15 protein-coding genes are annotated in these 21,188 nt (G+C 40.4%); 3 read left to right on the top strand and 12 right to left on the bottom strand.

What is annotated here, in order from left to right:
• Positions 1-341 precede the first annotated feature (341 nt).
• Together QNI22_RS18540 and QNI22_RS18535 are read left to right on the top strand one after the other, a co-directional pair.
• Positions 342-3,380, top strand: a complete 3,039-nt coding sequence (locus QNI22_RS18540; protein WP_314512910.1) for a SusC/RagA family TonB-linked outer membrane protein — start codon at positions 342-344, stop codon at positions 3,378-3,380.
• Positions 3,381-3,425: 45 nt separating this feature from the next.
• The gene (locus QNI22_RS18535) at positions 3,426-5,171 is read left to right on the top strand and encodes a RagB/SusD family nutrient uptake outer membrane protein (protein ID WP_314512909.1); all 1,746 of its coding nucleotides are present in this window, start codon (positions 3,426-3,428) and stop codon (positions 5,169-5,171) included.
• 145 nt (positions 5,172-5,316) lie between these two features.
• Here QNI22_RS18535 and QNI22_RS18530 read toward each other — a convergent pair whose 3' ends face one another.
• On the bottom strand, positions 5,317-6,540 hold the full coding sequence (locus QNI22_RS18530) for a CehA/McbA family metallohydrolase (protein ID WP_314512907.1): 1,224 nt from the start codon (positions 6,538-6,540) through the stop codon (positions 5,317-5,319).
• A 210-nt stretch (positions 6,541-6,750) separates the two neighbouring features.
• Between QNI22_RS18530 and QNI22_RS18525 the strand changes: the two genes are divergently transcribed.
• On the top strand, positions 6,751-7,260 hold the full coding sequence (locus QNI22_RS18525) for a methylated-DNA--[protein]-cysteine S-methyltransferase (RefSeq protein WP_314512905.1): 510 nt from the start codon (positions 6,751-6,753) through the stop codon (positions 7,258-7,260).
• Between the two features lie 69 nt (positions 7,261-7,329).
• On the opposite strand, the gene QNI22_RS18520 is transcribed toward QNI22_RS18525, so the two are convergent.
• The 11 genes from QNI22_RS18520 to QNI22_RS18470 all read right to left on the bottom strand — a co-directional run bounded on the left by QNI22_RS18520 (position 7,330) and on the right by QNI22_RS18470 (position 21,150).
• The gene (locus QNI22_RS18520; RefSeq protein WP_314512903.1) at positions 7,330-9,867 is read right to left on the bottom strand and encodes an ABC transporter permease; all 2,538 of its coding nucleotides are present in this window, start codon (positions 9,865-9,867) and stop codon (positions 7,330-7,332) included.
• Between the two features lie 123 nt (positions 9,868-9,990).
• Positions 9,991-11,616 (bottom strand): Stp1/IreP family PP2C-type Ser/Thr phosphatase, encoded by a 1,626-nt coding sequence (locus QNI22_RS18515; protein ID WP_314512902.1) that lies wholly within the window; start codon positions 11,614-11,616, stop codon positions 9,991-9,993.
• A 127-nt stretch (positions 11,617-11,743) separates the two neighbouring features.
• Positions 11,744-12,382 (bottom strand): alpha/beta hydrolase, encoded by a 639-nt coding sequence (locus QNI22_RS18510; RefSeq protein WP_314512900.1) that lies wholly within the window; start codon positions 12,380-12,382, stop codon positions 11,744-11,746.
• A gap of 30 nt (positions 12,383-12,412) precedes the next feature.
• On the bottom strand, positions 12,413-12,853 hold the full coding sequence (locus QNI22_RS18505) for a molybdenum cofactor biosynthesis protein MoaE (RefSeq protein ID WP_314512898.1): 441 nt from the start codon (positions 12,851-12,853) through the stop codon (positions 12,413-12,415).
• A gap of 72 nt (positions 12,854-12,925) precedes the next feature.
• Positions 12,926-14,002: a molybdopterin-synthase adenylyltransferase MoeB gene (locus tag QNI22_RS18500; RefSeq protein ID WP_314512896.1), complete on the bottom strand. Its 1,077-nt coding sequence runs from the start codon at positions 14,000-14,002 to the stop codon at positions 12,926-12,928.
• Positions 14,003-14,119: 117 nt separating this feature from the next.
• Positions 14,120-14,281, bottom strand: a complete 162-nt coding sequence (locus tag QNI22_RS18495) for a hypothetical protein (RefSeq protein WP_314512893.1) — start codon at positions 14,279-14,281, stop codon at positions 14,120-14,122.
• A 268-nt stretch (positions 14,282-14,549) separates the two neighbouring features.
• A complete protein-coding gene (locus tag QNI22_RS18490) occupies positions 14,550-15,047 on the bottom strand; it encodes a hypothetical protein (RefSeq protein ID WP_314512891.1) in 498 nt (165 codons plus the stop codon).
• Positions 15,048-15,425: 378 nt separating this feature from the next.
• Positions 15,426-17,246 carry a molecular chaperone HtpG gene (htpG, locus tag QNI22_RS18485; RefSeq protein ID WP_314512890.1) on the bottom strand — a complete coding sequence of 607 codons (1,821 nt, stop codon included), beginning with the start codon at positions 17,244-17,246 and terminating at the stop codon, positions 15,426-15,428.
• A 163-nt stretch (positions 17,247-17,409) separates the two neighbouring features.
• The gene (locus QNI22_RS18480; protein WP_314512888.1) at positions 17,410-17,829 is read right to left on the bottom strand and encodes a response regulator; all 420 of its coding nucleotides are present in this window, start codon (positions 17,827-17,829) and stop codon (positions 17,410-17,412) included.
• A gap of 246 nt (positions 17,830-18,075) precedes the next feature.
• Complete coding sequence (locus QNI22_RS18475; RefSeq protein WP_314512886.1) at positions 18,076-19,368, bottom strand: sensor histidine kinase; 1,293 nt, start codon at positions 19,366-19,368, stop codon at positions 18,076-18,078.
• Positions 19,369-19,671: 303 nt separating this feature from the next.
• Positions 19,672-21,150 (bottom strand): gluconokinase, encoded by a 1,479-nt coding sequence (locus QNI22_RS18470; RefSeq protein ID WP_314512884.1) that lies wholly within the window; start codon positions 21,148-21,150, stop codon positions 19,672-19,674.
• Positions 21,151-21,188: the final 38 nt, after the last annotated feature.

Raw genomic sequence — 21,188 nt, 5'->3', positions numbered from 1 at the left:
TGATCAGATAACACGCTTTGAATGGACTTGTTTCCCATTTAAAAGATTTTTGTTTTTGCCCTTTTTCGTTTTTTGATTAAGATATAGACTCATCCTGGGACGAGATACGTGTAATTTATAGTAGAGCTGCAAACACAAAAATTTGCAAAGTAGAGAATTAACTTTCAAAATAACTAATGAAGAAAAGTTAATAATACGCTAACGTCGGGCTCATATCTCCCTTGTCTATAACTCGTTTCTTTGCACGTTATTGCAGTTTTTGCTCCAATCTGTTTTATCCTCTTTGGCGGTAAAGCTGCACCTTATTGTCTAACCATTTTATCTTTCTTAACAGTAGTAGTATGCCTACAATTACTCACGTTTTCAAATTCCGGCTGCAACACATGATCTGTCTATGGCTGCTCGGAGTTATTGTCTGCTGCAGCATGCCTGTTGCATTTGCCCAGAGCCAAAAGACCGTAACGGGTACCGTATTTGATACATCCAAAGAACCCTTACCAGGGGTAGCCATTACCATTAAGGGAAAAACCACTGGTACAGTCACTGATAATTTCGGAAAGTACAGTATCGTAGTTGGCGGGCCTGATGACGTATTATTATTTTCTCTGATTGGAATGATGCCCGAATCGGTAGTGGTGGGTAATCAGACACAAGTTAATATGACCATGACACAGGATGTACGTACCCTCAATGAAATAGTAGTGGTAGGGTATGGTACACAAAAAAAATCTGACGTAACTGGTGCTATCAGTTCTGTAAAAAGTGAAGACTTTAACCGTGGGGTTGTTACCAATCCGGGCCAACTTTTGCAGGGAAAAATTTCAGGTGTTAACATAACAAATTCCAGTGGTGAGCCTGGAGCTGCCCAAAACGTCATTATTCGTGGTATTGGTAGTTTGCGTTCCGGAACACAACCGCTGTATGTGGTCGATGGCTTTTTGATTGACAACGCCTCTCAGGGCTTTGATACCAACCCGCTAAACTTTCTTAACCCCAATGATATCGAAAGCATGGACGTGCTGAAGGATGCCAGTGCTACTGCCGTATACGGAGCCAGAGCGGCCAATGGGGTTGTGGTTATTACTACCAAGAAAGGAAAAGCCGGAAAAACAGAAATGAGCTTTTCAGCCTCAACAGCATGGTCTTCATTGTCCAGAAAAATAGGGGTGTTCAGTGCCGATGAGTTTCGTAAACAAGTAGTAGCTAATAAGGGTAATCTGATCGACGGCAAGGGAAATACCGATTGGCAAGACGAATTGACTCAAACCGGCCTGTCCAAACAAATCGATTTGTCTATCGGTGGTGGGTCTAGTGATAAGTTCTCCTACTATGCATCCGCAGGCTATCAGGATCAGGAGGGAATTCTGAAGAAGAGCAATCTGAAACGGTATTCCGGCAAGCTGAATATGAATCAGAAGGCAATCAATGGCAAGCTGAATATAGACTATAATCTGACAGCGTCTCGTACTGAAAATTTACGTCCAAGTATCACCTCCACCATCACGGATATGATTAGTTTGAATCCTACGATTCCAGCTTATACCGATGGTCAACCTACTTTGTTGCCTACCAATAACCTGAATCCATTGAAAAGGTATGAAATCTACAGTGACAAGGCTGTTAACAACCGTATTCTGGCTAGCATTTCACCTTCTGTAGAAATCGTGAAAGGTCTGGTGTATAAGCTGAACCTTGGTGTTGATTATTCCGGTACTACTCGTGACCAGCAGTACAAACCGTTTCCATCGGTTGTGAATGAGTCTAATGTAGCAAACGGATCATTATCCACTACTATTAGCGCAAATACAAATAAACTTGTAGAGAATACCCTTAACTACAACTGGCGTAAAGACAATCATAACCTTATCTTATTGGCGGGGCACTCCTATCAAAGCTTCCTGGAAGAAATCAGAACATTTACGTACAATGGATTTGTCAATAATAACATCGACCCACAATACCAGGATCAAACCAGTACAACGGGATTTCCTACAACAGTAAATGCATCAGCTACGAAAAACGAACTACAGTCATTCTTTGGAAGAGTAAACTATACATTCAAAGACAAATATCTGTTTACGGCAACCCTGCGTGCCGATGGATCTTCCAAGTTTGGTGCCAATAACAAGTATGGCTATTTCCCTTCGGTTGCCGCAGGATGGAATATCAGCAACGAAGCCTTTATGACCAACTCGTTTTTCAGCAATCTGAAATTACGGGCAAGCTGGGGACAAACAGGTAATCAGGAGATTCCTTCCAAGATTACAAAAACCAGCTACTCAGAAGATCGGTTGATAACAGGAGATAAAAGTTATAATACGTATCCCATTGACCCTACTACTACTACCATTAACGGTTATCCATACGGAGTAGCATATACACGTATAGCAAACCCAAATCTGAAATGGGAAGTATCTACCCAAATCAATGTGGGTATCGATTTCGCTTTCCTGGATAATCGCCTGACAGGTACATTGGATTATTTTAACAAACAATCTTCAAACATCCTTCTGGAAGTGACCCCAATCGATCCGGTGCAGCCTACCTCTTTCTACTGGACTAACATCCTAGGTATGAAGATCCAGAACAACGGTCTTGAGTTTGCGCTGGATTACAATGGTAAAATCAATAACGATTTCTCGTATAACATCGGTGGTAATGTTACCTACATTCAAAACAAGGTAAAAAAATCGCCTTATTCTGTGTTAACTACTGGCGCAGCTCAAGGTTCGGGACAAACCGGTGCCACCATCAATGGCTATATTACCAATGAGCCAATAGGTGCATTCTATATGTATGAGTTTGAGGGAATTGGCGAAGATGGCCGCAACAAGTTTAAAGATAACAATGGTGATGGTGCAATATTAGACAATGACCGCCGTGTAGTAGGTAGTGCGATCCCTAAATTCATCTATGCTTATCACATAAACCTTAGATACAAAGGCTTTGACCTGGGTATCAACTTTAATGGTGTAGCCGGAAACAAAGTCTACAATCACACGGCTATGAGTCTGTTTACCAAAGCACAATTGACCACGTCTAACAACACAACAGATTTTGCCACTAAGTATCCTAATGAAGTTACGTCAAACGCTAACACCGTATCTACCCGTTACCTGGAGAATGGTTCTTTCCTGAGACTAAACAATGCAACACTAGGTTATTCACTGGCTCCTGAAAAGATCGGATTGGCCAATGTTGTTCGTAACATCCGTCTGGCAGTGACTGGTCAAAACCTGTTTGTAGCCACTAAATATTCCGGATTTGATCCTGAAATCAACACAGGGTCAACGATAGGCGGAGTGCAAACTTTTGGTATAGACTATTTTACCTATCCTAAAGCAAGAACATTCCTGATCAGCCTTAATGCAACTTTCTAGGCAACAAACAAACCATTCTCTTACTATCATTAAAAAACAAATCAAATGAAAAATATAGAATTGAATAGAATACTGCTGGTGGCTGTATTTTTACTCACATTTTTTGGTTGTACCTCTTTAGATGAAGAAATTCTGGATGAGTCTCTAACCGGCTCCGGTCAGGCAGAAGTAGTCAGCGGGTCGATAGCCCCTGCCTATGGTATGCTCCGTCAGGTATGGCTGCACACCAATAACTTTGGACTACAGGAAATTGCTTCTGATGAGGCTATCCTGCCAAATCGTGGGGGTAAAGACTGGTATGATGGAGGCAAATACATTGCGGTTCATCAACATTTAATGACTCCCAGCAATGCGCTGGTAGGAGATACCTGGACCCAAATAACCCTATGCCTATTCAGAACGGTAATTGCCCAGGAAAAACTAAAAGTAGAAGCTGCAAAGGGTAATACAGCAGCAGCAGGCGCCCTGAATGAAATGATCGCCATGAATGCCTATCTGAATATGATGGCACTCGACAACTGGGGTCTTATTTTCAAAAAAGAACGTTCAGACGCTATGTCCGAAATTCTAAGAGGACAAGCAGCCATTGACTACCTCGAAAGCCAACTTCTATCAGTTGTAGATGTGATTGGTACTAACAACGGGCCAGGTAGATTTACTCAAGATGCCGTGCGTGCGTTGCTGGCTCGACTCTACTTAAATGCTGCTGTTTATCGTGATCCCTATGGCACGCCTAACTTTAAGAAGGAGGATATGGACAAAGTGATACAGTATACAAGCAGTATTATTTCAGGTGCTCACACTTTATCGCCTGAATACTTTGCACTCTTTAACGATAATAACAACAGCAACTCCGAACTGATCTTTTCACTTGATCAAAAAGGCTTACTCCAGACCGAACATCAGCGTTGGGCGTATTGGTCCATCTCCGGTGACCAGGTTCCAAGACCAGAATTCCCTAATACCCGAGGTACCGATGCCGCAGCAGCTACCCCTGACTTTATTCAGACCTGGGCTGATGCGTATGGCAGTATAGATCAAGCGGAGGCAGATGCCCGTTTTTATCAGAAGAATACGATTGTGCCAGAGAATCTGAAAGATCTTACCGGAGTAAATCCAACAAATGACGCTGACCATTACTATTGTGTGAAAGCTACCAATTTTGAAATTGACAGAGGATTTATTCGTGGTATTATTTGGGGTCCCAGAAAGGATGCGAAAGGCAATATTCTAACTTGTTCCGATGGAACGGTGAGAATATATCCTGTTATTAACAAGAGGACAAGTGGGGCAAACCTCAGTTATGTTAATCATACACTTCAGGTGGATTTTACCACAGAGGGGAGTTTGCATAATACGGGTTACCGGTTTTCGAAATACCAGTTTAGTCATACAGCCAATGATTGTTGTTCCTATAGCAGTGTTGATCTGGTTTTGGTCCGTCTGGGAGAAATTTATCTGATGCGTGCCGAAGCCAAGTTGAGAAATGGCGACAATGCCGGAGCACTGGAAGATATTAATACATTACGTACTTCCAGAAATGCCCGCCCTGCACAAACTCCGAAAGCATTGACATCTATTGACCTGGATATATTATTCCGTGAAAGCGGATTTGAACTGTACTGGGAAGGACTGAGAAGAAACTATCAGATACGGTTTGGCAAATACGAAGGAACCTGGACAGGTAAGAACGACAAAGATGTACACAAAAGATTGTTTCCGATTCCTCAAAAAGCAATCGACGGTGCCTCTAATTTAGAAGGGTACATGGTACAAAATCAGGGATATTAATCCCAAATATCCCCCAAAAAAGAAACCGGCAAGGAACTCTGTTTTTTGCCGGTTTCTTTTTTTATAAGACTCGCAAATAGATTAAAAATAAACCAGCCTTATTAGATAAGAGATAGAGAACTGTATTCAAAAGCAAGGAGAATACTCAAAAATCAGGGTCAAAGTTAAAGCAGATGGGGTTGGATAAAGCAACCATATTTTCACTTAGAGCCATTGATCCGGGTACCTGTGGATAGGCAGTTTGTGGCCCTTCTACCACAACACGGTAATAACTTCGCTTCCCTGTAACTGGTGTATCCGTAAACTCAACAACAGGAAGCTTTCCCGTAGCCTGAAAGGTAGCAAACGGACCTCCATTTTTTATCACATTTATGGTGTAGGATGCATCCGGAAGAGCATTGCCACTTAATTGTACACGGAATTTTACTGGTTTCCCAGTCGATTTGGCATTATCGCCCATCATCATATCCATCTTTCCATCTTCATCAAGATCTGCATAAAATTCGACACGAGGTGCATACGGATTTGCACTGACACAAACCCGTCCATTGGTAAGTGCATCTATGACACCTTGTGACGTACGTGTTTTGGCAAACACCCAGGTAGTTGGTGTTCCTACATAATTAGCAGTAGCCTGCACACTGTTTTTGGTCGCCTTTTCCGGTGAATCAGGCACTCCATGATGGGCATCGCTTCCACCTCTTCCGGTTAGTTTGTGACCTGACGAAAGCATATCGTCCCAGATCATGATAGCATTGGCATTTTTGGGCCATACAGCCGAATTCCAGACTTCAATCGATTCGATCATATCATAGGAGTATCCAAAATGATCTTTTCCACTTGGGTGATTAGCTGAGAGGTGAATGCCCAGTTTTTTCTTTACTCCGGCTGTTACTACATCCCGCTGATCCCGAACGTCGTATAGCTGTTGGTGGTCATACGGTTTAGCAGAAAAAGTATTGCCATGACCTCGGGTAGTGGTCCACTCTGCTCCATATAACAATAACAAAGAATCTGTTTTAAACTCCGGATCTATCCAGGTATGATGGGCAACGTCTCCATTCACATGGTTATCATGATCCGTAATACCTATATAATCCATACCAACTGATTTAGAGAAGGCAACAATTTTTGAGATAGGATTATTAGACGATTCGGTACTATGCCGGGAGTGGAGGTGGAGATCCCCTTTTAGCCACATACCTTCTGTTAGGCTGGCAATGGGAGGTAGTTTGCCAATGTATTTTTTTTCCCATGGATTCACATGACCGGATTGTGCCATCACGGAAGAACTAAGGCTACAGGCCATTGTCAGCAACATTCCTGTGCAAACAAAACTTTTATGCAGAGCCATTTCCAGAAGTCTCATTCTGTTGGTTGTTTTAAACACTTTATTATGGTTTATAGTTATAGGGTTTGACTATTGATTGGCAGCAAAGGTATAGACAAATAAGAGGCAATACTGTTACGCTTTTGTTAAAAGACCGTTGTGTATAATTTATGATTTTATGATAGCTTTGAAAGATAAGGCATATTTTGCTTCATCCAGGTAGTACATACCTATTCAAAAACAGATTGAATGTATTATCACAAAAAAATAAACTCTCCGGTAGGTGAATTGACGTTAGTAGCTACTGACAAAAGCCTTATGGCTGTGCTTTGGGAGAATGATGACCCTACCCGAATACAGCTGGAAGAAAGTATAGAACAGGAAGATCATGTTCTCCTGGTTGAGGCAGGCAACCAATTAGCTGAATACTTTGGGAGAAAAAGAACAGGTTTTGAACTCCCTCTGGAATTTACAGGAACAGAATTTCAGAAAAAGGTATGGCAGGCCCTTCTGACTATTCCCTTTGGTGAAACCCGGACGTATGGTCAGATTGCCCAGCAGATCGGAGATCCCAATGCGGTACGTGCAGTAGGTGGGGCAGCCAACAAAAATCCTATCTCTATTATTGCACCCTGTCATCGGGTTATAGGTGCTTCAGGTAAGTTAACCGGATTTGCAGGAGGACTCAAGACTAAGTCGTATCTGTTACAACTTGAGTATACAAAACGTAATCCGACTCTCTGGCAGAGTTGGGAGTAAGCAGTACTGTCCCAACAAAAATACCCGACCTTGCGGACGGGCATTTTCTAAAATAGCTTATAGTTTTACTTATACTTCCGCTCTTAGTACCTCAAGCGGAGGGCGGGATAGTACTTCACGACTATTGAAAATACCTATAAGTACTGTCAGGATAGCAACTGACAACGCAACAATAGCTAATGGCATATACACAGGTACGAAAGGTGTTTCAAATACAAACTTTGCCAACGCCCATGTACTTGCCGTCGACATAATAATTCCTGCCAGCGCAGCTAACAGACCTAAAAACAGATATTCTATGGAAGTGATCAACAGGATCTGTCTGCGATTAGCACCAATAGTGCGCAGCAATACACTCTCCTGAATACGCTGGTATTTGCTGATAATAACAGAACTTGCCAATACCAGCAAACCCGTCAGAATACTGAACAAGGCCATAAAGCGAATAACAAACGAAATTTTAGCCAGAATTTCATCCAGCGTTTTTAATATAAGCCCCAGATCAATCGCTGATACATTTGGATATTGAGTCACCAGTTCCTGTTGGAATCTGGCAGCGATTTGTGTATCAGGAGTACGAGTCACCAGTACATTAAACTGTGGGGCTTGTTCCAGTACACCGCTTGGAAATACAACCAGAAAGTTAGTCTGCACTCTATTCCAGTCTACTTCGCGTGTACTGCCAACCCTTGTTCGCATAATAGCCCCTTGTACATTGAATGTCAGTTCATCACCCAACTTTAGTTTTAATCGTTTGGCAAAAGGCTCTTCCAGAGAAACAAAGATAGTATCAGTGGGCGAAGCTACTTTTCGTAACTTTCCGGAAGCTATTTTTTCGGAACCAATCACGGTGTCTCTGTAAGTAACCCGATACTCCCGGTTCAAAGCCCATTCAGGGATATTGGCACTTGTATCTTTCTGAATCGATTCAATGGATTTACCCTTAATTTCTGCTAGTCTCATGGTTACCACAGGTACCTGCTGAATAACAGGAAAGTTATATTTCTTTACCAATGCGTTGACCCCTGCCTTTTGTCCAGGCTGAATGTCAAACAAAACCATATTCGGCTGGTTACCACTGCCTGTAAAAGAAACCTGATTAAGCAATTGTGTCTGTGTCAGATTTAAGGTAGCAATCAGAAAGGTTCCCAATCCAATGGATGTAATCAGTACCAATGTCTGATTATGAGGCCGATACAGATTGGCAAGCCCTTGTCTCCAGGCATAGCTCCAGGATGTAGGAAAGAACTTCCGTACAGCCCACATCAGGCTATATCCAACCAGAGATAGAATAGTAAATGCCAGAAACATTCCCCCTGTAAAGCTAACTGCTAGGATTAAGTTATGGCTTTGTAGATAAGAAAATGTGGCTACAAATAAAAGAATCGAAAGGTACAAAAGCCATCTCCAGGGATCACGGGAAGAGGTATCCCCTTCATAGGAAGAACGTAAGGTGCGTAAAGGTGATATTCTCCGAATAATCAGTAAGGGCAGTAAGGCAAATAATACTGCCATCAGCAACCCAATGCCTATACCTTGGATAATAGCACTCCATGATAAACTCAGACTTACACTCACAGGCAAGAAATCGCCAAATACAGTAGGCAATACAAACTGGATAGCAGACCCCAGTGCTGCACCTGCAATAGCTCCAAGAAGGCCCATTACAGATGTTTGAATCAGGAATATCAGGAATGTCTGCCAGCCTTTTGCTCCCAGACAACGCAATACGGCAACAGAAGCAATTTTTTCTTTGATATATAAATGTACGGCACTGGCAACACCTACACAACCCAGCAGCAGTGCCACAAATCCCACCAGATTCAGAAACTGTGTGAGGTTGGCAAATGCTTTGCCTGTGCTTTCTTTTCTACCTTCAATGGTCTCAAAATTTATCCCGCTTTTGTTCAGATGATTTTCTTCTTTTTTCGCCCATTGTTCTGCCTGAGCAGGAGAAGTAAACTGATAGTAGAACCGGTAATTTACCCGACTACCTCGTTGTAGCAAATGAGTATCATCCAGAAAGGCATAGGGGATATATACAGTTGGCGTAACTGTGGTAGTTATGGCCGTTTGCCCAGGCATTTTATTGACACGCCCTGCAATGTAAAAAGTCACATCACCAATCTTTACGGAATCACCCGGTTGTACACCAAATTGTACCAACAGTGCATCGTCTACCAACGCATGGCGGATCTTCTTCTCATTAGCAATCTGGATAGCCTTTGAAGCTGAAGCAGGCACAGTTTCGATGGTACCGTAATACGGAAACCCTCCTGAGATGGCTTTTACTTGTACCAGACGGGTTCCATTGTTATGAGGAAACAACACCATAGACGCAAATCCTACCTCTTCGGAACGTTTACGTCCAAGCTTCTGAAACACATTGCGGGTGGAATCAGGCAGGGGCTTGTTGGAAGAAAGAGACAAATCTGCCCCAAGCAATTCTTTCGCCTGATCGTCAATACTCTGTGACAGGTTATCAGAGAATGATTGGATGGCTACCAATGCCGCTATTCCCAGCACAATCGCAGACATAAATAATAGTAATCTTCGGCGGCTCTTTCGGCTATCGCGCCATGCCATCTGAACTAACCAGCGAAACATGAAGTATGACAATTAGGATGATAAGTATACAAACAAAGTGTGAATAAGAACGTTAACAAAACCAAAACCCGCAAAGTTTGAATACATTGCGGGTTTTGGGATAAAGACGGATGAATGGTTGTTTTATTGTTTTTCCGGTAATGGGATAACAAGTTTCTCGCCTCTTTCTGTCCGATCTGCAGTCTTTTTATTAGCTGCCATAATCAGACTTTTAGAGACCCCATACTTTTTAGACACCACACTTAAAATATCTCCGGCTCCTACCACATGTTCTGCCTTTACTTTTACTTTTAGCTTGGTTACATCTGACTTAATATCCTTGTCAACATCCTTAATTTGAGGATTAAGGGATTTTAGTGTTTCATATTTCAGATTGTAACGGTTGGCAATGCCGCGGAATGTCTCACCTGCTTTAACAGTATGTGTAATAGTGGTCCCTCCAGCAGGTATATTGACTGTAGTTTTCGGAGTTTCCTCTGCTTTTGGTTTTTCGGCATTAGTCTTTGGTTCTTCCTTTTTAGGCTCCTCTTTCTTAGGCTCTTCCTTCTTTATAGGAGTAGAGACAGGCTTGGGTTCTGCTGTAACATCAGGTATTTCTTTTTCCTCCGTTCCTTCCTCTTCAGTAGCCTCTGTGTCTGTGTTTGTTGCCCCTGTTTCTGTATTGGCTTGTACTGTATTGAGTTCCGAACTCTCAACAGGATCACTGGATATGTATTTCCAACCAGCAATAAACAGACCTATAGTAATAGCCGCCAGGCCACACAATAAAATTAAAGCAAGATCAGGTCTTGAGGATGTTTTTTTCACAGGTTCTTCTGATATTGTTTGATTGGGATTAGGCTTTGTCTCTGTACTCTCTGTTTGATAAGAGGCAGTTTCTTTTGCGTAGGTGTTCTGTCTCGGAGTCTCATAACTCTCTGAGATTTCGCTTTTTGTAGGAGTCGGTGTTGAAGGAAAATCAAAAACGTTCAGAGGAGGTGTAATGAGAGGTTCCGTAACCACAGGTTCAGCCTGTGCCTGGAATCCAATTACCTGTACTGTTATATTATCAGCTCCACTGGCATTGTTGGCCATCTCCACCAGTTGCTTGGCTTTGTGGTCTACAGATACACTCTGTGAAAGTACCTGACTTATGCCATCGTCCGTTATGATTCCGGATAAGCCATCACTACACAACATAAAAATATCGCCCGGATTAGGCTGTACTAACTGACCAATCTCTACATCAATATCCTGATCAATGCCCAAAGCTTGTGTCAGTTCATGACGACGAGGATGTGAAAGAACTTCTAATGTAGTAATCTCACCACGATCTACCAGTTGTTGTACAAATGTATGATCTTTAGTAAGACGTAGTAATCTGCCATGTGTAAACCGATACAATCTGCTATCGCCTATATGTGCGTGATAGACTACCCCATCACGTACCAGCATAACTACACAGGTAGTGCCCATTCCTTCGAGTTCAGGGCTCTGCTGGGATGCAGCAAATACTTTGCTATTGGCATACATAAATGCCTGCCGCAAAGCTTCTATAGGATTTTCATACCGTTGATGATCAAAAAATACACGAATGCTTTCAGATGCCATCCGAGCCGCAGTTGCACCACCCAGGTGACCTCCCATTCCATCGCAAATCACAAAGACCTCTCCATTAACAGTTCTGTAATGCCCATAATAGTCTTCATTTGTCTGACGAACTTTCCCTATGTCGGTATAGCTGCTTGCTTCAAATTCCGGTTGTGTCATAAGATCAATAGGCTGTGAATGATTTGTTGTATCTGAATATATTGTTTGTTTATACTAAGGAAAATCGCTTTTTCAACTTTTGGACTATATCATAAACCCCTGAATATGACATCTCTTCAGCATACATTCATATCAGTTTTGAGATAAATGCATTGATTTGTGTCACCTGCCGGATAATCATCAGATGTCCACCCGCATGTATCGGAATGGTGTTTCTGGTATATTTATACGGCAAAATGCGATCTTTGTCGCCGTGAATATGCACTAAATTTTCTATTTTTTGAATACTCTGCCATGTCAAAATCTGCCGTATAGCCCATTTCAGGAATATAGGATCTGTATTTCTGAGGATATCATTCAGTAAATCTATCTCCTGTTTGCTTCTAACTCCAAAGCTATAATAGGTCAATAGAGTAGGAGTGAGAAGCCATCGGGCTGGTATCCAGCGATCCAGTTGCAACATACCTATCCAACGATAGTATATTGGTAATTCGTGCTTATTTTTTACACTCGATATCAGAATGACTCTTCTTGGCTTCAGAATCTTTGCTACTTCTGTAGCAACAATCCCGCCAAAAGAAACGCCAATCAGGATGAGATTGTCTTTCTGCTGAATTTGCTCATGTATTAGTCTTTGTGCATATAACTCCAACGTCTCTGAAGGAAACGGCAACACCCATTCAATTGTTTTTGTTGGGTAATCCTTCAAGTCAAGAAATTGAAACACGCGATGATCTGCTCCTAATCCACTGAACAAATAAACCATGCCAGATGCAAAATCATATATTCTGAAAGATTATACCCACCGATACGATTGGTCACTGTAAAACTCCTGTTTCCATACAGGCAGTTCTGCTTTGAGACGATCTACAATATGTTCCAATGCTTCAAAAGACTGTTTCCGGTGGCGACACGAGACAAATACAAACAATGACACTTCGCCTGCTTTTACTTCTCCCAGACTATGGTAGATATGCAGACAGGTCATGTCATTGTACTGAGCAAAAAAATCTCCCCGCATGGCAGCCATGATTTGCTCAGCCATGGGCTGATAGGCGCTATAGTGGATAGAAGTAACCTCAGAACCATCTTTTGCATCTGCCCGTACTTGCCCTAAAAAAATAGCATGTGCTCCAATATTCGTTTTTGTACTATGCTTGGCAATAGAGTCAGCAACAAAATCAGGCTGAATAGGTCCGTCTATGAATAATTTCTTTATCTTCTTTACTACTTCCATTTTTAATCAGGTATAAGTGAGTACTCTACTCGTAGGTACAAAGGTAAAGCTTCCTACTGATATCTTTTTTGCTTATTTTTGAAGTTGTTTAGACGACAAACCATTTAGCCCACCCTCCAGGTTTTCGACATTTATCAGTCCATATTGCTGGGTCAGCATCTGTACGGCCACATTACTCATCCTTCCTGACTGACAGAATACAACCAGTAGTTTATCCTGAGGCAATTCATCAACATATCCTGCCAGTTGACTCAAGGGAATATGAAGGGTCTTTTCTTTCGGAAAAACAGCATTGTCTAACGCTTGTTCACGAACATCTATAAATTGTACCTCCGGATTTTGCAGGAATCCTTTCACAACACCAGAAACCTGAACTATACGATTCTCTTCTTTTAAAGATACCGTTTTCGCTTCCTGAAGATTACTTGTAATAATAGGCTGACGACGTTTTATCTTAATGGTTCGATAGATGTTGTGCAGTGTATTGATCATTAGCAACTTCCCTGACAGTAGTTCGCCTATACCTGTAATAAGCTTAATCACTTCCAGTGCCTGATACATACCAATCACCCCAGGCAATACACCCAATACTCCTATATCGGCACAGTTAGGTGGTTCAGCATCATCTTCGTCAAACAGGCAACGATAGGTAGGCCCATTCTCGTAATTAAACACAGCTACTTGCCCTTCAAACCGATGGATAGATCCATAGACAAATGGCTTATTGGCTTGCACACAGGCATCATTGATTACATAACGTGCCTTAAGGTTATCTGTACAGTCTACCACTATATCATAATGCTGAAGTAGTGCCTGAGCATTGTCTTCAGTGAATTTTTCAGGATAGGTGTTAATAGTGATAGTAGGGTTCGTTGCAAGTAAAACTTCTTTTGCTACTTCTACCTTTCTACGTCCTACAGAATCAGTTGTATACAATATCTGACGTTGTAGATTGGATAGAGAGACAACGTCTGCATCTATAATACCAATAGTGCCTACACCCGCAGCTGCCACATACTGTAATACGGGACAACCTAGTCCGCCAGCCCCCACAACAAGCACTCGTGCCTGCAACAACTTTTCCTGTCCTTCTATTCCGATTTCTGGCAACAGCAGATGTTTCTGGTATCGCTCATAGTCCATATTCATAGCGATTATTGGATTAATACCTAAAAATACAAATTTCTATACGCTCTTCTGATTCTGACAACAGAAAATACATAGAAGTAGTTTAAGCTGGTTAATAGGTTAGAGGATTACTTGTTTTTATGAATCTTTATAAGCTATACGCACCAGTTGTAACAGTTTTGAAGAATCTATCTGCCTTGCGCATAGTTCACGGCACGACTTCTGTCTGGCTCTGGATGGGTTGCCTGGCCATGAAAGCAGGTTTTGATCATAACTCACGGCAATTTTCTGTTTACGCATAACTCTGATCATTTTTCATTTTGATCAAAGTTCTGATCATTTTTTGTGTTGTGCATAGTTCACCGCAAAAATAAAATCTGAGCGGAATTCACCGCAAAGTTTTTCTTGCTGTGAATAAAACGCAAGAGTAAAGCTTTCTATCAATACAGCACACTTTGACTGTAGAGAAAAGCCTCTAACTATAGTTTGGGATGAATTAGTCTTTATAAAAAATGTGAAAGCCTGTTTTATAAAACAGGCTTTCATACAAGAAGGATATAACAAGAAATTAGTTGATTTTAATCAACTGGTTTTTCATTTCATTGGAAACTTCATCTACAGATAATATACGCAAAGATGGACTTTCCTGTTTTATACTGGAAGTAACTTGTGGTAATACACCTTCTACCTTCTTCTGAGTGATTCGATACATAGCCCCTGTAGCAGGATCAATAATCAAAAATCCCAAGGCGCCTCCAATAACAATATTGCCAAAGTACCATCCATTGACGTCGCTTTCCAGAGTAACCACTCGAGGCTCATATCCTTCTTTTGTAAACTTGATAGAATAGATTGCTCTCTTAAAATATCCACCACTACTCTTTAACATAACAGTTGCGGGTGTTGTGCCTACCGCAACTTCCAATCCTTTGCGATTAGTAATAGTAAAAGATGCCTGATCTGGCGCACTTACAATCTGTACAGGATATTTTGTACGACTTACAATACTGGCACATCCTGAAGCCAACAACATACATGCAAATGCAGGTAATAAAATTCTTTTCATAGAAGTGTAGATAAAGTATAGGTATTAGGACGGTAGTTTACACGCAAAAGTAACAGATAACCTCTATATATTTTCTACACTCCCTCAATCAATATTACTTTACCTTGGTAAAAACAATTTACTAAATTACTCTCCAAATACTAAAAAGCATCAAGATAATCCCCTCATAATGAATAATTAATAAAAAAACTGGTTAGATAAACCGCTATATTTCCAGTATATTTCATACATGCTTGTTTACAAAAGGACACTATTGATAACTGTTTCTATTGTAATAGATTAAACTTTATAAAGAAGTAAGCTTGTAAAGAAGCTATAACATAAAAAATCCTGACGACCTTAGTCATCAGGATTAGAGTTAGTAAGTATCAGAAAGTCCTACTTTGTCAGATCCAGTGTACGTTGGATGAATGATGTAAGGTGACTACCAGATAAAAGATTCTGCGAAAGCAGGGCCAGATCATATACATGGCGAATCAGTTGTCTACGTTTGGCTTCATCAGCTTTCAGAATTTCCTGAGTCAGGGTATGGTTTTCGTTGATTGTTACCTGATAGGTAGTAGGGAAGCTGCCAAACATTGGGTTGCCACCTGTTTTAGCCATATCCTGCATACGACGCATAAATTCTGGCAGAGTGATTGTCACAGGCAACTCATCTGTTGGAAGTGGTGATACACTGATGCTCAAGTTTTTGTCGTTCAGTGTTTGCTCAAACCACTCTTTCAGATTCTTCTTTTCCTCATCATTCAGGATACCACTGATTGTTTCTTCTTTGTTGATGAGTTTGTCTATTGTATCAGAATCGACACGTTTCAGGCTTACCTTCTCAAACTTAGACTCAAGAGTATTGATAAAGTGGCTATCCAGAATACCGTTCAGTTGCAATACATCGTAACCCCGCTTTTTCGCCGACTGAATAAATGTATCTTGTTTTCCTGGATCCGTTGTATACAACATTACTACAGAACCTTCTTTATCTGTTTGAACAGGTTCTACTTTTTGACGGTACTCTTCGATAGTAGCATACTGATTATCTGTATTTTTTACCAAAACAAAATCCTTTGCTTTTTCATAGAATTTATCATCAGCCACCATACCATATTTGATAAACAGGCCAATATCGTCAAATTTCTCTTCAAATCCTTTACGGTCAGCTTTAAATAACTCTGATAACTTATCAGCTACCTTTTTGGTGATGTGGGTATTGATTTTCTTTACGTTGCTGTCTGCCTGAAGATAACTACGAGAAACGTTTAATGGAATATCCGGAGAGTCAATCACACCATGCAAGAGCATAAGGAATTCTGGTACGATATCCTTTACCTCATCTGTGATAAATACCTGACGTGAATACAACTGAATTTTTTCACGGTGGAGTGACAGATCATTTTTCAGTTTGGGAAAGTAAAGAACCCCGGTCAGATTAAATGGATAATCAACATTGAGGTGAATCCAGAATAATGGATCTTCACTAAAAGGATAAAGCTCTTTGTAGAAAGCAAGATAGTCTTCATCTTTCAGATCATTAGGAGACTTTGCCCAGATTGGGGCGGTATTGTTAATCACCTTGCCATCAAATTCAATGGCTATAGGCATAAAGCGACTGTATTTCTTCAGAATATTCTCTAGGCGGAACTTATCCAGAAACTCTTTGGAATCTTCAGCTACATGGAGGATAATATCCGTTCCTCTTTCAGTTCTTTCACCTTTGGTAATTTCAAACTCGGTATTTCCTTCACTTGCCCAACGAGCCGCCTGTGCCCCTTCGCGGAAAGAAAGTGTTTGAATTTCTACTCTCTCGGCTACCATAAAGGCAGAATAAAAGCCTAAACCAAAGTTACCAATAATCTGATTGCCTTCACCTGCATCTTTGTATTTCTCTAAAAACTCTTTTGCCCCAGAGAAGGCGATCTGGTTAATATATTTTTTAATCTCGTCTGCAGTCATCCCAATACCATTGTCACTTACTGTAATGGTTTTGGCAGCCTCATCAAAAGATACTTTTACTTTTAATTCACCCAGTTCACCACCATACTCACCCAGAGAGGATAATCTTTTTAGTTTCTGAACAGCATCGATAGCATTTGAAACCAGCTCACGCAGAAAAATTTCGTGGTCAGAGTAAAGAAATTTCTTAATGATCGGAAAAATGTTCTCGGTGTGAATCGAGATGGTACCTTTTTCTTCTGTTACGGTCATATGTATAAATGATTTAATGGTTAATGGCAAACGATTAGTCCTATACTGAGTAGGAACTTGTTTCTATAAGACAAGTCATACCAAGCCAAAAGTCACAGGACAATTTTTTTGCCAGTTACCATAATCTGACAGAGTGACAGAAATTACTGAAAACAGAAGTAGATTAACTGATAATTTTACTGATATCAGCTTGAGCAAGGGGTTTTACCAGATATCCTTTGACAAATGGATAGTCTTTCACTTTAGCTCTGTCCTGATTAGAGTCGGAAGAAGAAAGGATAAATATGCTTAGAGCTAGCGTTGACAGGTCAGCCTGTTTGGAAAACGCAGCCAGCCATTCCCACCCTGTCATGTAAGGCATATTTAAATCCAATAATACTATTCCTGGATTCTGAGTATTTTCCAGGATCGTTGATAATGCCTCTCTGGGGTCCATAAAGTTCACAATCTCTGCATCTGGAAGCTGACTTTTAATAAAACGATTGTGAATAAGATGAAACAGATCATCGTCATCTACTAAGTAAAAGAGAATACCATTTTTAGAAAAAGTAGTTTCCTGACTGGAAGTAGATACGGTGTTCATTAACAAATATGGTGGAAAGAGAAATAACGGAATAGCAGTTAGTAGGCACAAAAATAGAAGAAATCATGTTTATATATGCATTCCTGTACAAATATATGATTTTTTAATCCTACCTGATTTTGCTTGTTCCCATATACATTATTGTATAAATAAAAATTACATACATGCACTAATTAACTAACTCTTAACTATTTGCTGCCTTTCACGTCTTTGTTTTACACTACTTATTCTATAGTGTTTCCTAGTCTACATTGCTGGAATTTCTACAGTAAACTCTGTAAATTCTCCTATTTGTGATACTACATTAATATTCCCACTCATCTTCTGAATAGATTCTTTGGCTATATACAAACCAAGACCTGATCCTGGTTTTACATGAGGCATCTGATTTCCAGCACGATAAAACATTTCAAAGATTCGATTCTGATCCTCTGCTGCAATACCTACTCCATTATCTCTTACCTTTAATAAGGCCCTTTTCTCATCTACCTGACATGCTATATGCATTTCTTTGGGATTCTGGTATGGGTTCTGATAGCGAAAAGCATTGGATATCAAATTATTCAAGACTATTCTAAAACGGTATCGATCTGTAAAAAAGTCTGTCGACTGTTGAATAGTAGTAATTATATCTACCCCTGTATGCAAATACTGATATTGTCGAATAGCCTCTTCAATCTCTTTTTCAAATTCAATTGGATCTCTTCTTATTTCATATCGGGCATTACGCGAATATTTCAGAATATCTCCCATAAGCAAGTCCAGACGCATTAAATTCTGAACCATAATATCATTGTATTTTTGTATCTCTTCCACATCCTGTTCTTCCCTGATAAGATTTCCCAAACCAATGGCTGAAGCCAGCGGTGCACGTAGTTCGTGGCTAATACTATAGACAAACCGATCCAGTTCCTGATTAATTTTTACCAACTCTTCATTTTGTGTTCGCAACATTTTTTCAGATGTACGAAGCTGGTAGGTGCTTTCTGTATTATGTGAAATAATCAGATAGGCAAAAAACTGACAGAGAAAAACAACAAATCCAAAGTTAAATATTGTATATAGATCTTGTACTTCTGCTGAAATCTGTGGGAGACGAGGAGGAATATCTCCAAAATTTATCCATAAGGCATGAATAGTAGGATGCAGAATATGGAAAATGAGTTGTGTATTATTATTGCAGTCAATTAAATAGGGTATTACAACTATCAGTGGCAAAAAATACAAATGGGCACCTGTTGTTTTGCCTTCCATCCAACAGATAAGAAATAAAAACAAACTAGTTATAAAAGATAAAACATTGCCAGCAACAATAATTAAACCTTTCCGATTCAAATAAAGTACTACTCCCAGAAAAAAAACAAAACTACATGGAGCAAAAAGTACTATCCATACCTGATAGTAAATAGCAGGTAAAGAAGCAAGGATGAGAACAGCCAAGCAAAACCAGGCTATGTTACCTAAAAACTCCTTTTGTCTTTCTTGTACAAACCTTGAAGGATTTTCCGATCCCAACGGCAGTTTAATGTTAGAAAGCATTGATTAATTTTATAGAGAATATTCGCTCAGATTACACAAAAAAATAGGCACTTTTAAGCAATAGATACAACTTGATGTGTTTTGTTTTTAACGAATGCTTCTGCTATAGGCAAAGCTCTGCGTTATCCGGAAAACAGGATAATAAATACAGCCGGGACATACAAAAATAGAAGTATAATAAGGAACCCTAAAATGAAACATTTTTGAAATATTACTCACTCCTTACATTTGGAGGTAATATTGTCTCCATGAACCTGATAAGGTGTTTCAAACTAGTATTACTTATGCTATATAACTTCTATATTAGGAAAAGAATTGAGGAGATAGAGTATTATACAATTTACAATACAGATCAAATACTTGCTGATACAATTGATGGTTAGAAGAGTTAGGTTCAAATACCTGAGATGACTTATCAACAGGTACTAAGCGCCATGCTTTAAGTGTTTTTAAAGCATAACGGCCCACCAATACCGCTCCATAACCAGAACTCTCTACTGTATCTGTAATGGCAATCGGTTTGCCATATACATCAGCCAGCAACTGTACCCATTCTTTGGAGCGGGCAAAACCACCTCCCACGTATAAGGTATTTATTTCAGGAAACTGATCAAGCAATGCTCTCCCTGTATGATAGATGGCCAATGCAATACCCTCGAAGGCTGCTCTGATAAAGTGGGCCTGAGTATGCTGAATGGTAATACCAAAATATACACCTTTCGCATGAGCATTGTATACAGGCGCCCGTTCCCCTAATAAATAGGGAAGGAAGAGCAACCCGTCCGAGCCGGCAGGAACTGACAAGGCTTTGGTAATAAGTGTTGCAAAGTCACCTTGTTCCAGTTCAGGAAACAAATTATTATGAAGCCATTCGGCAATAATACCTCCATTGTTCATCCCTCCACCTGCTATAAATAATTCGGGTGTGAGCACATAACAGAAAGTTTGCATTTTACTGTCTGTCCAGGGTTTAGGAATGCCAATTCGTACAGCACCGCTAGTGCCTACTGTTATAGAAACCTGGTCAGGCGTTACGGCACCTGTACCTACATTTGCCAGACAACCATCACTAGCGCCAATGACAAACGGAGTTTGATCAGGGATAGTAAGTCTTTCAGCCCATTCAGAGGAACAATGTTCTACATGGAAAATATCTACCAGGGTTGAGAGTTTGTCAACAGGCAATTGTATTTTTTGCAAAGCCTGTTTATTCCAGTCAAGTGTATGGATATCAAATAACCCTGTAGCAGAAGCAAGAGAATGATCAATAACATATTTTCCAAATAAACGAAAGAAAACATATTCCTTAATACCAATAAACTTATGTGCCTGTTTAAAAAGATCCGGATTGTGCTCTCGTAACCACAAAAGCTTACATAATGGAGACATTGCATGAATAGGAGTACCTGTTGCCTGATAGATCTCCATACCTTCTGGTGATAATTTTAATTTATCCGCTACAGCTCCTGCCCGGTTGTCAGCCCAAATGATAAGTTGTGTCAATGGTTTTCCCTGAACATCTACAGCCATAAGGCTATGCATAGCCGCACTAAAGCTTAATCCTTCTAACGTTCCTTGCGTCCTAGCTTCTTTCTGTACCTGCTGGATTGTTTCTATTACTGCTTTCAGTATCTCATCTGGATCTTGCTCGCTTTGCTCAGGCTCCGGGTGGGAAATAGGATACCCTATATTATGGTGAGAAATGATGTGTCCTTCTGATGAAAATGCAATGGCTTTTGTACTGGTTGTACCAATATCCACTCCAATAAAATACGATGACATAGAAAACAGAATAGGTTAAAGTACAAACATACACATAT

Origin of the sequence: Xanthocytophaga agilis (genome assembly GCF_030068605.1) — a bacterium.
Classification (GTDB): domain Bacteria; phylum Bacteroidota; class Bacteroidia; order Cytophagales; family 172606-1; genus Xanthocytophaga; species Xanthocytophaga agilis.
Note: the sequence above shows the minus strand (reverse complement) of the source record. Positions and strands in the feature narration are given on the sequence as shown.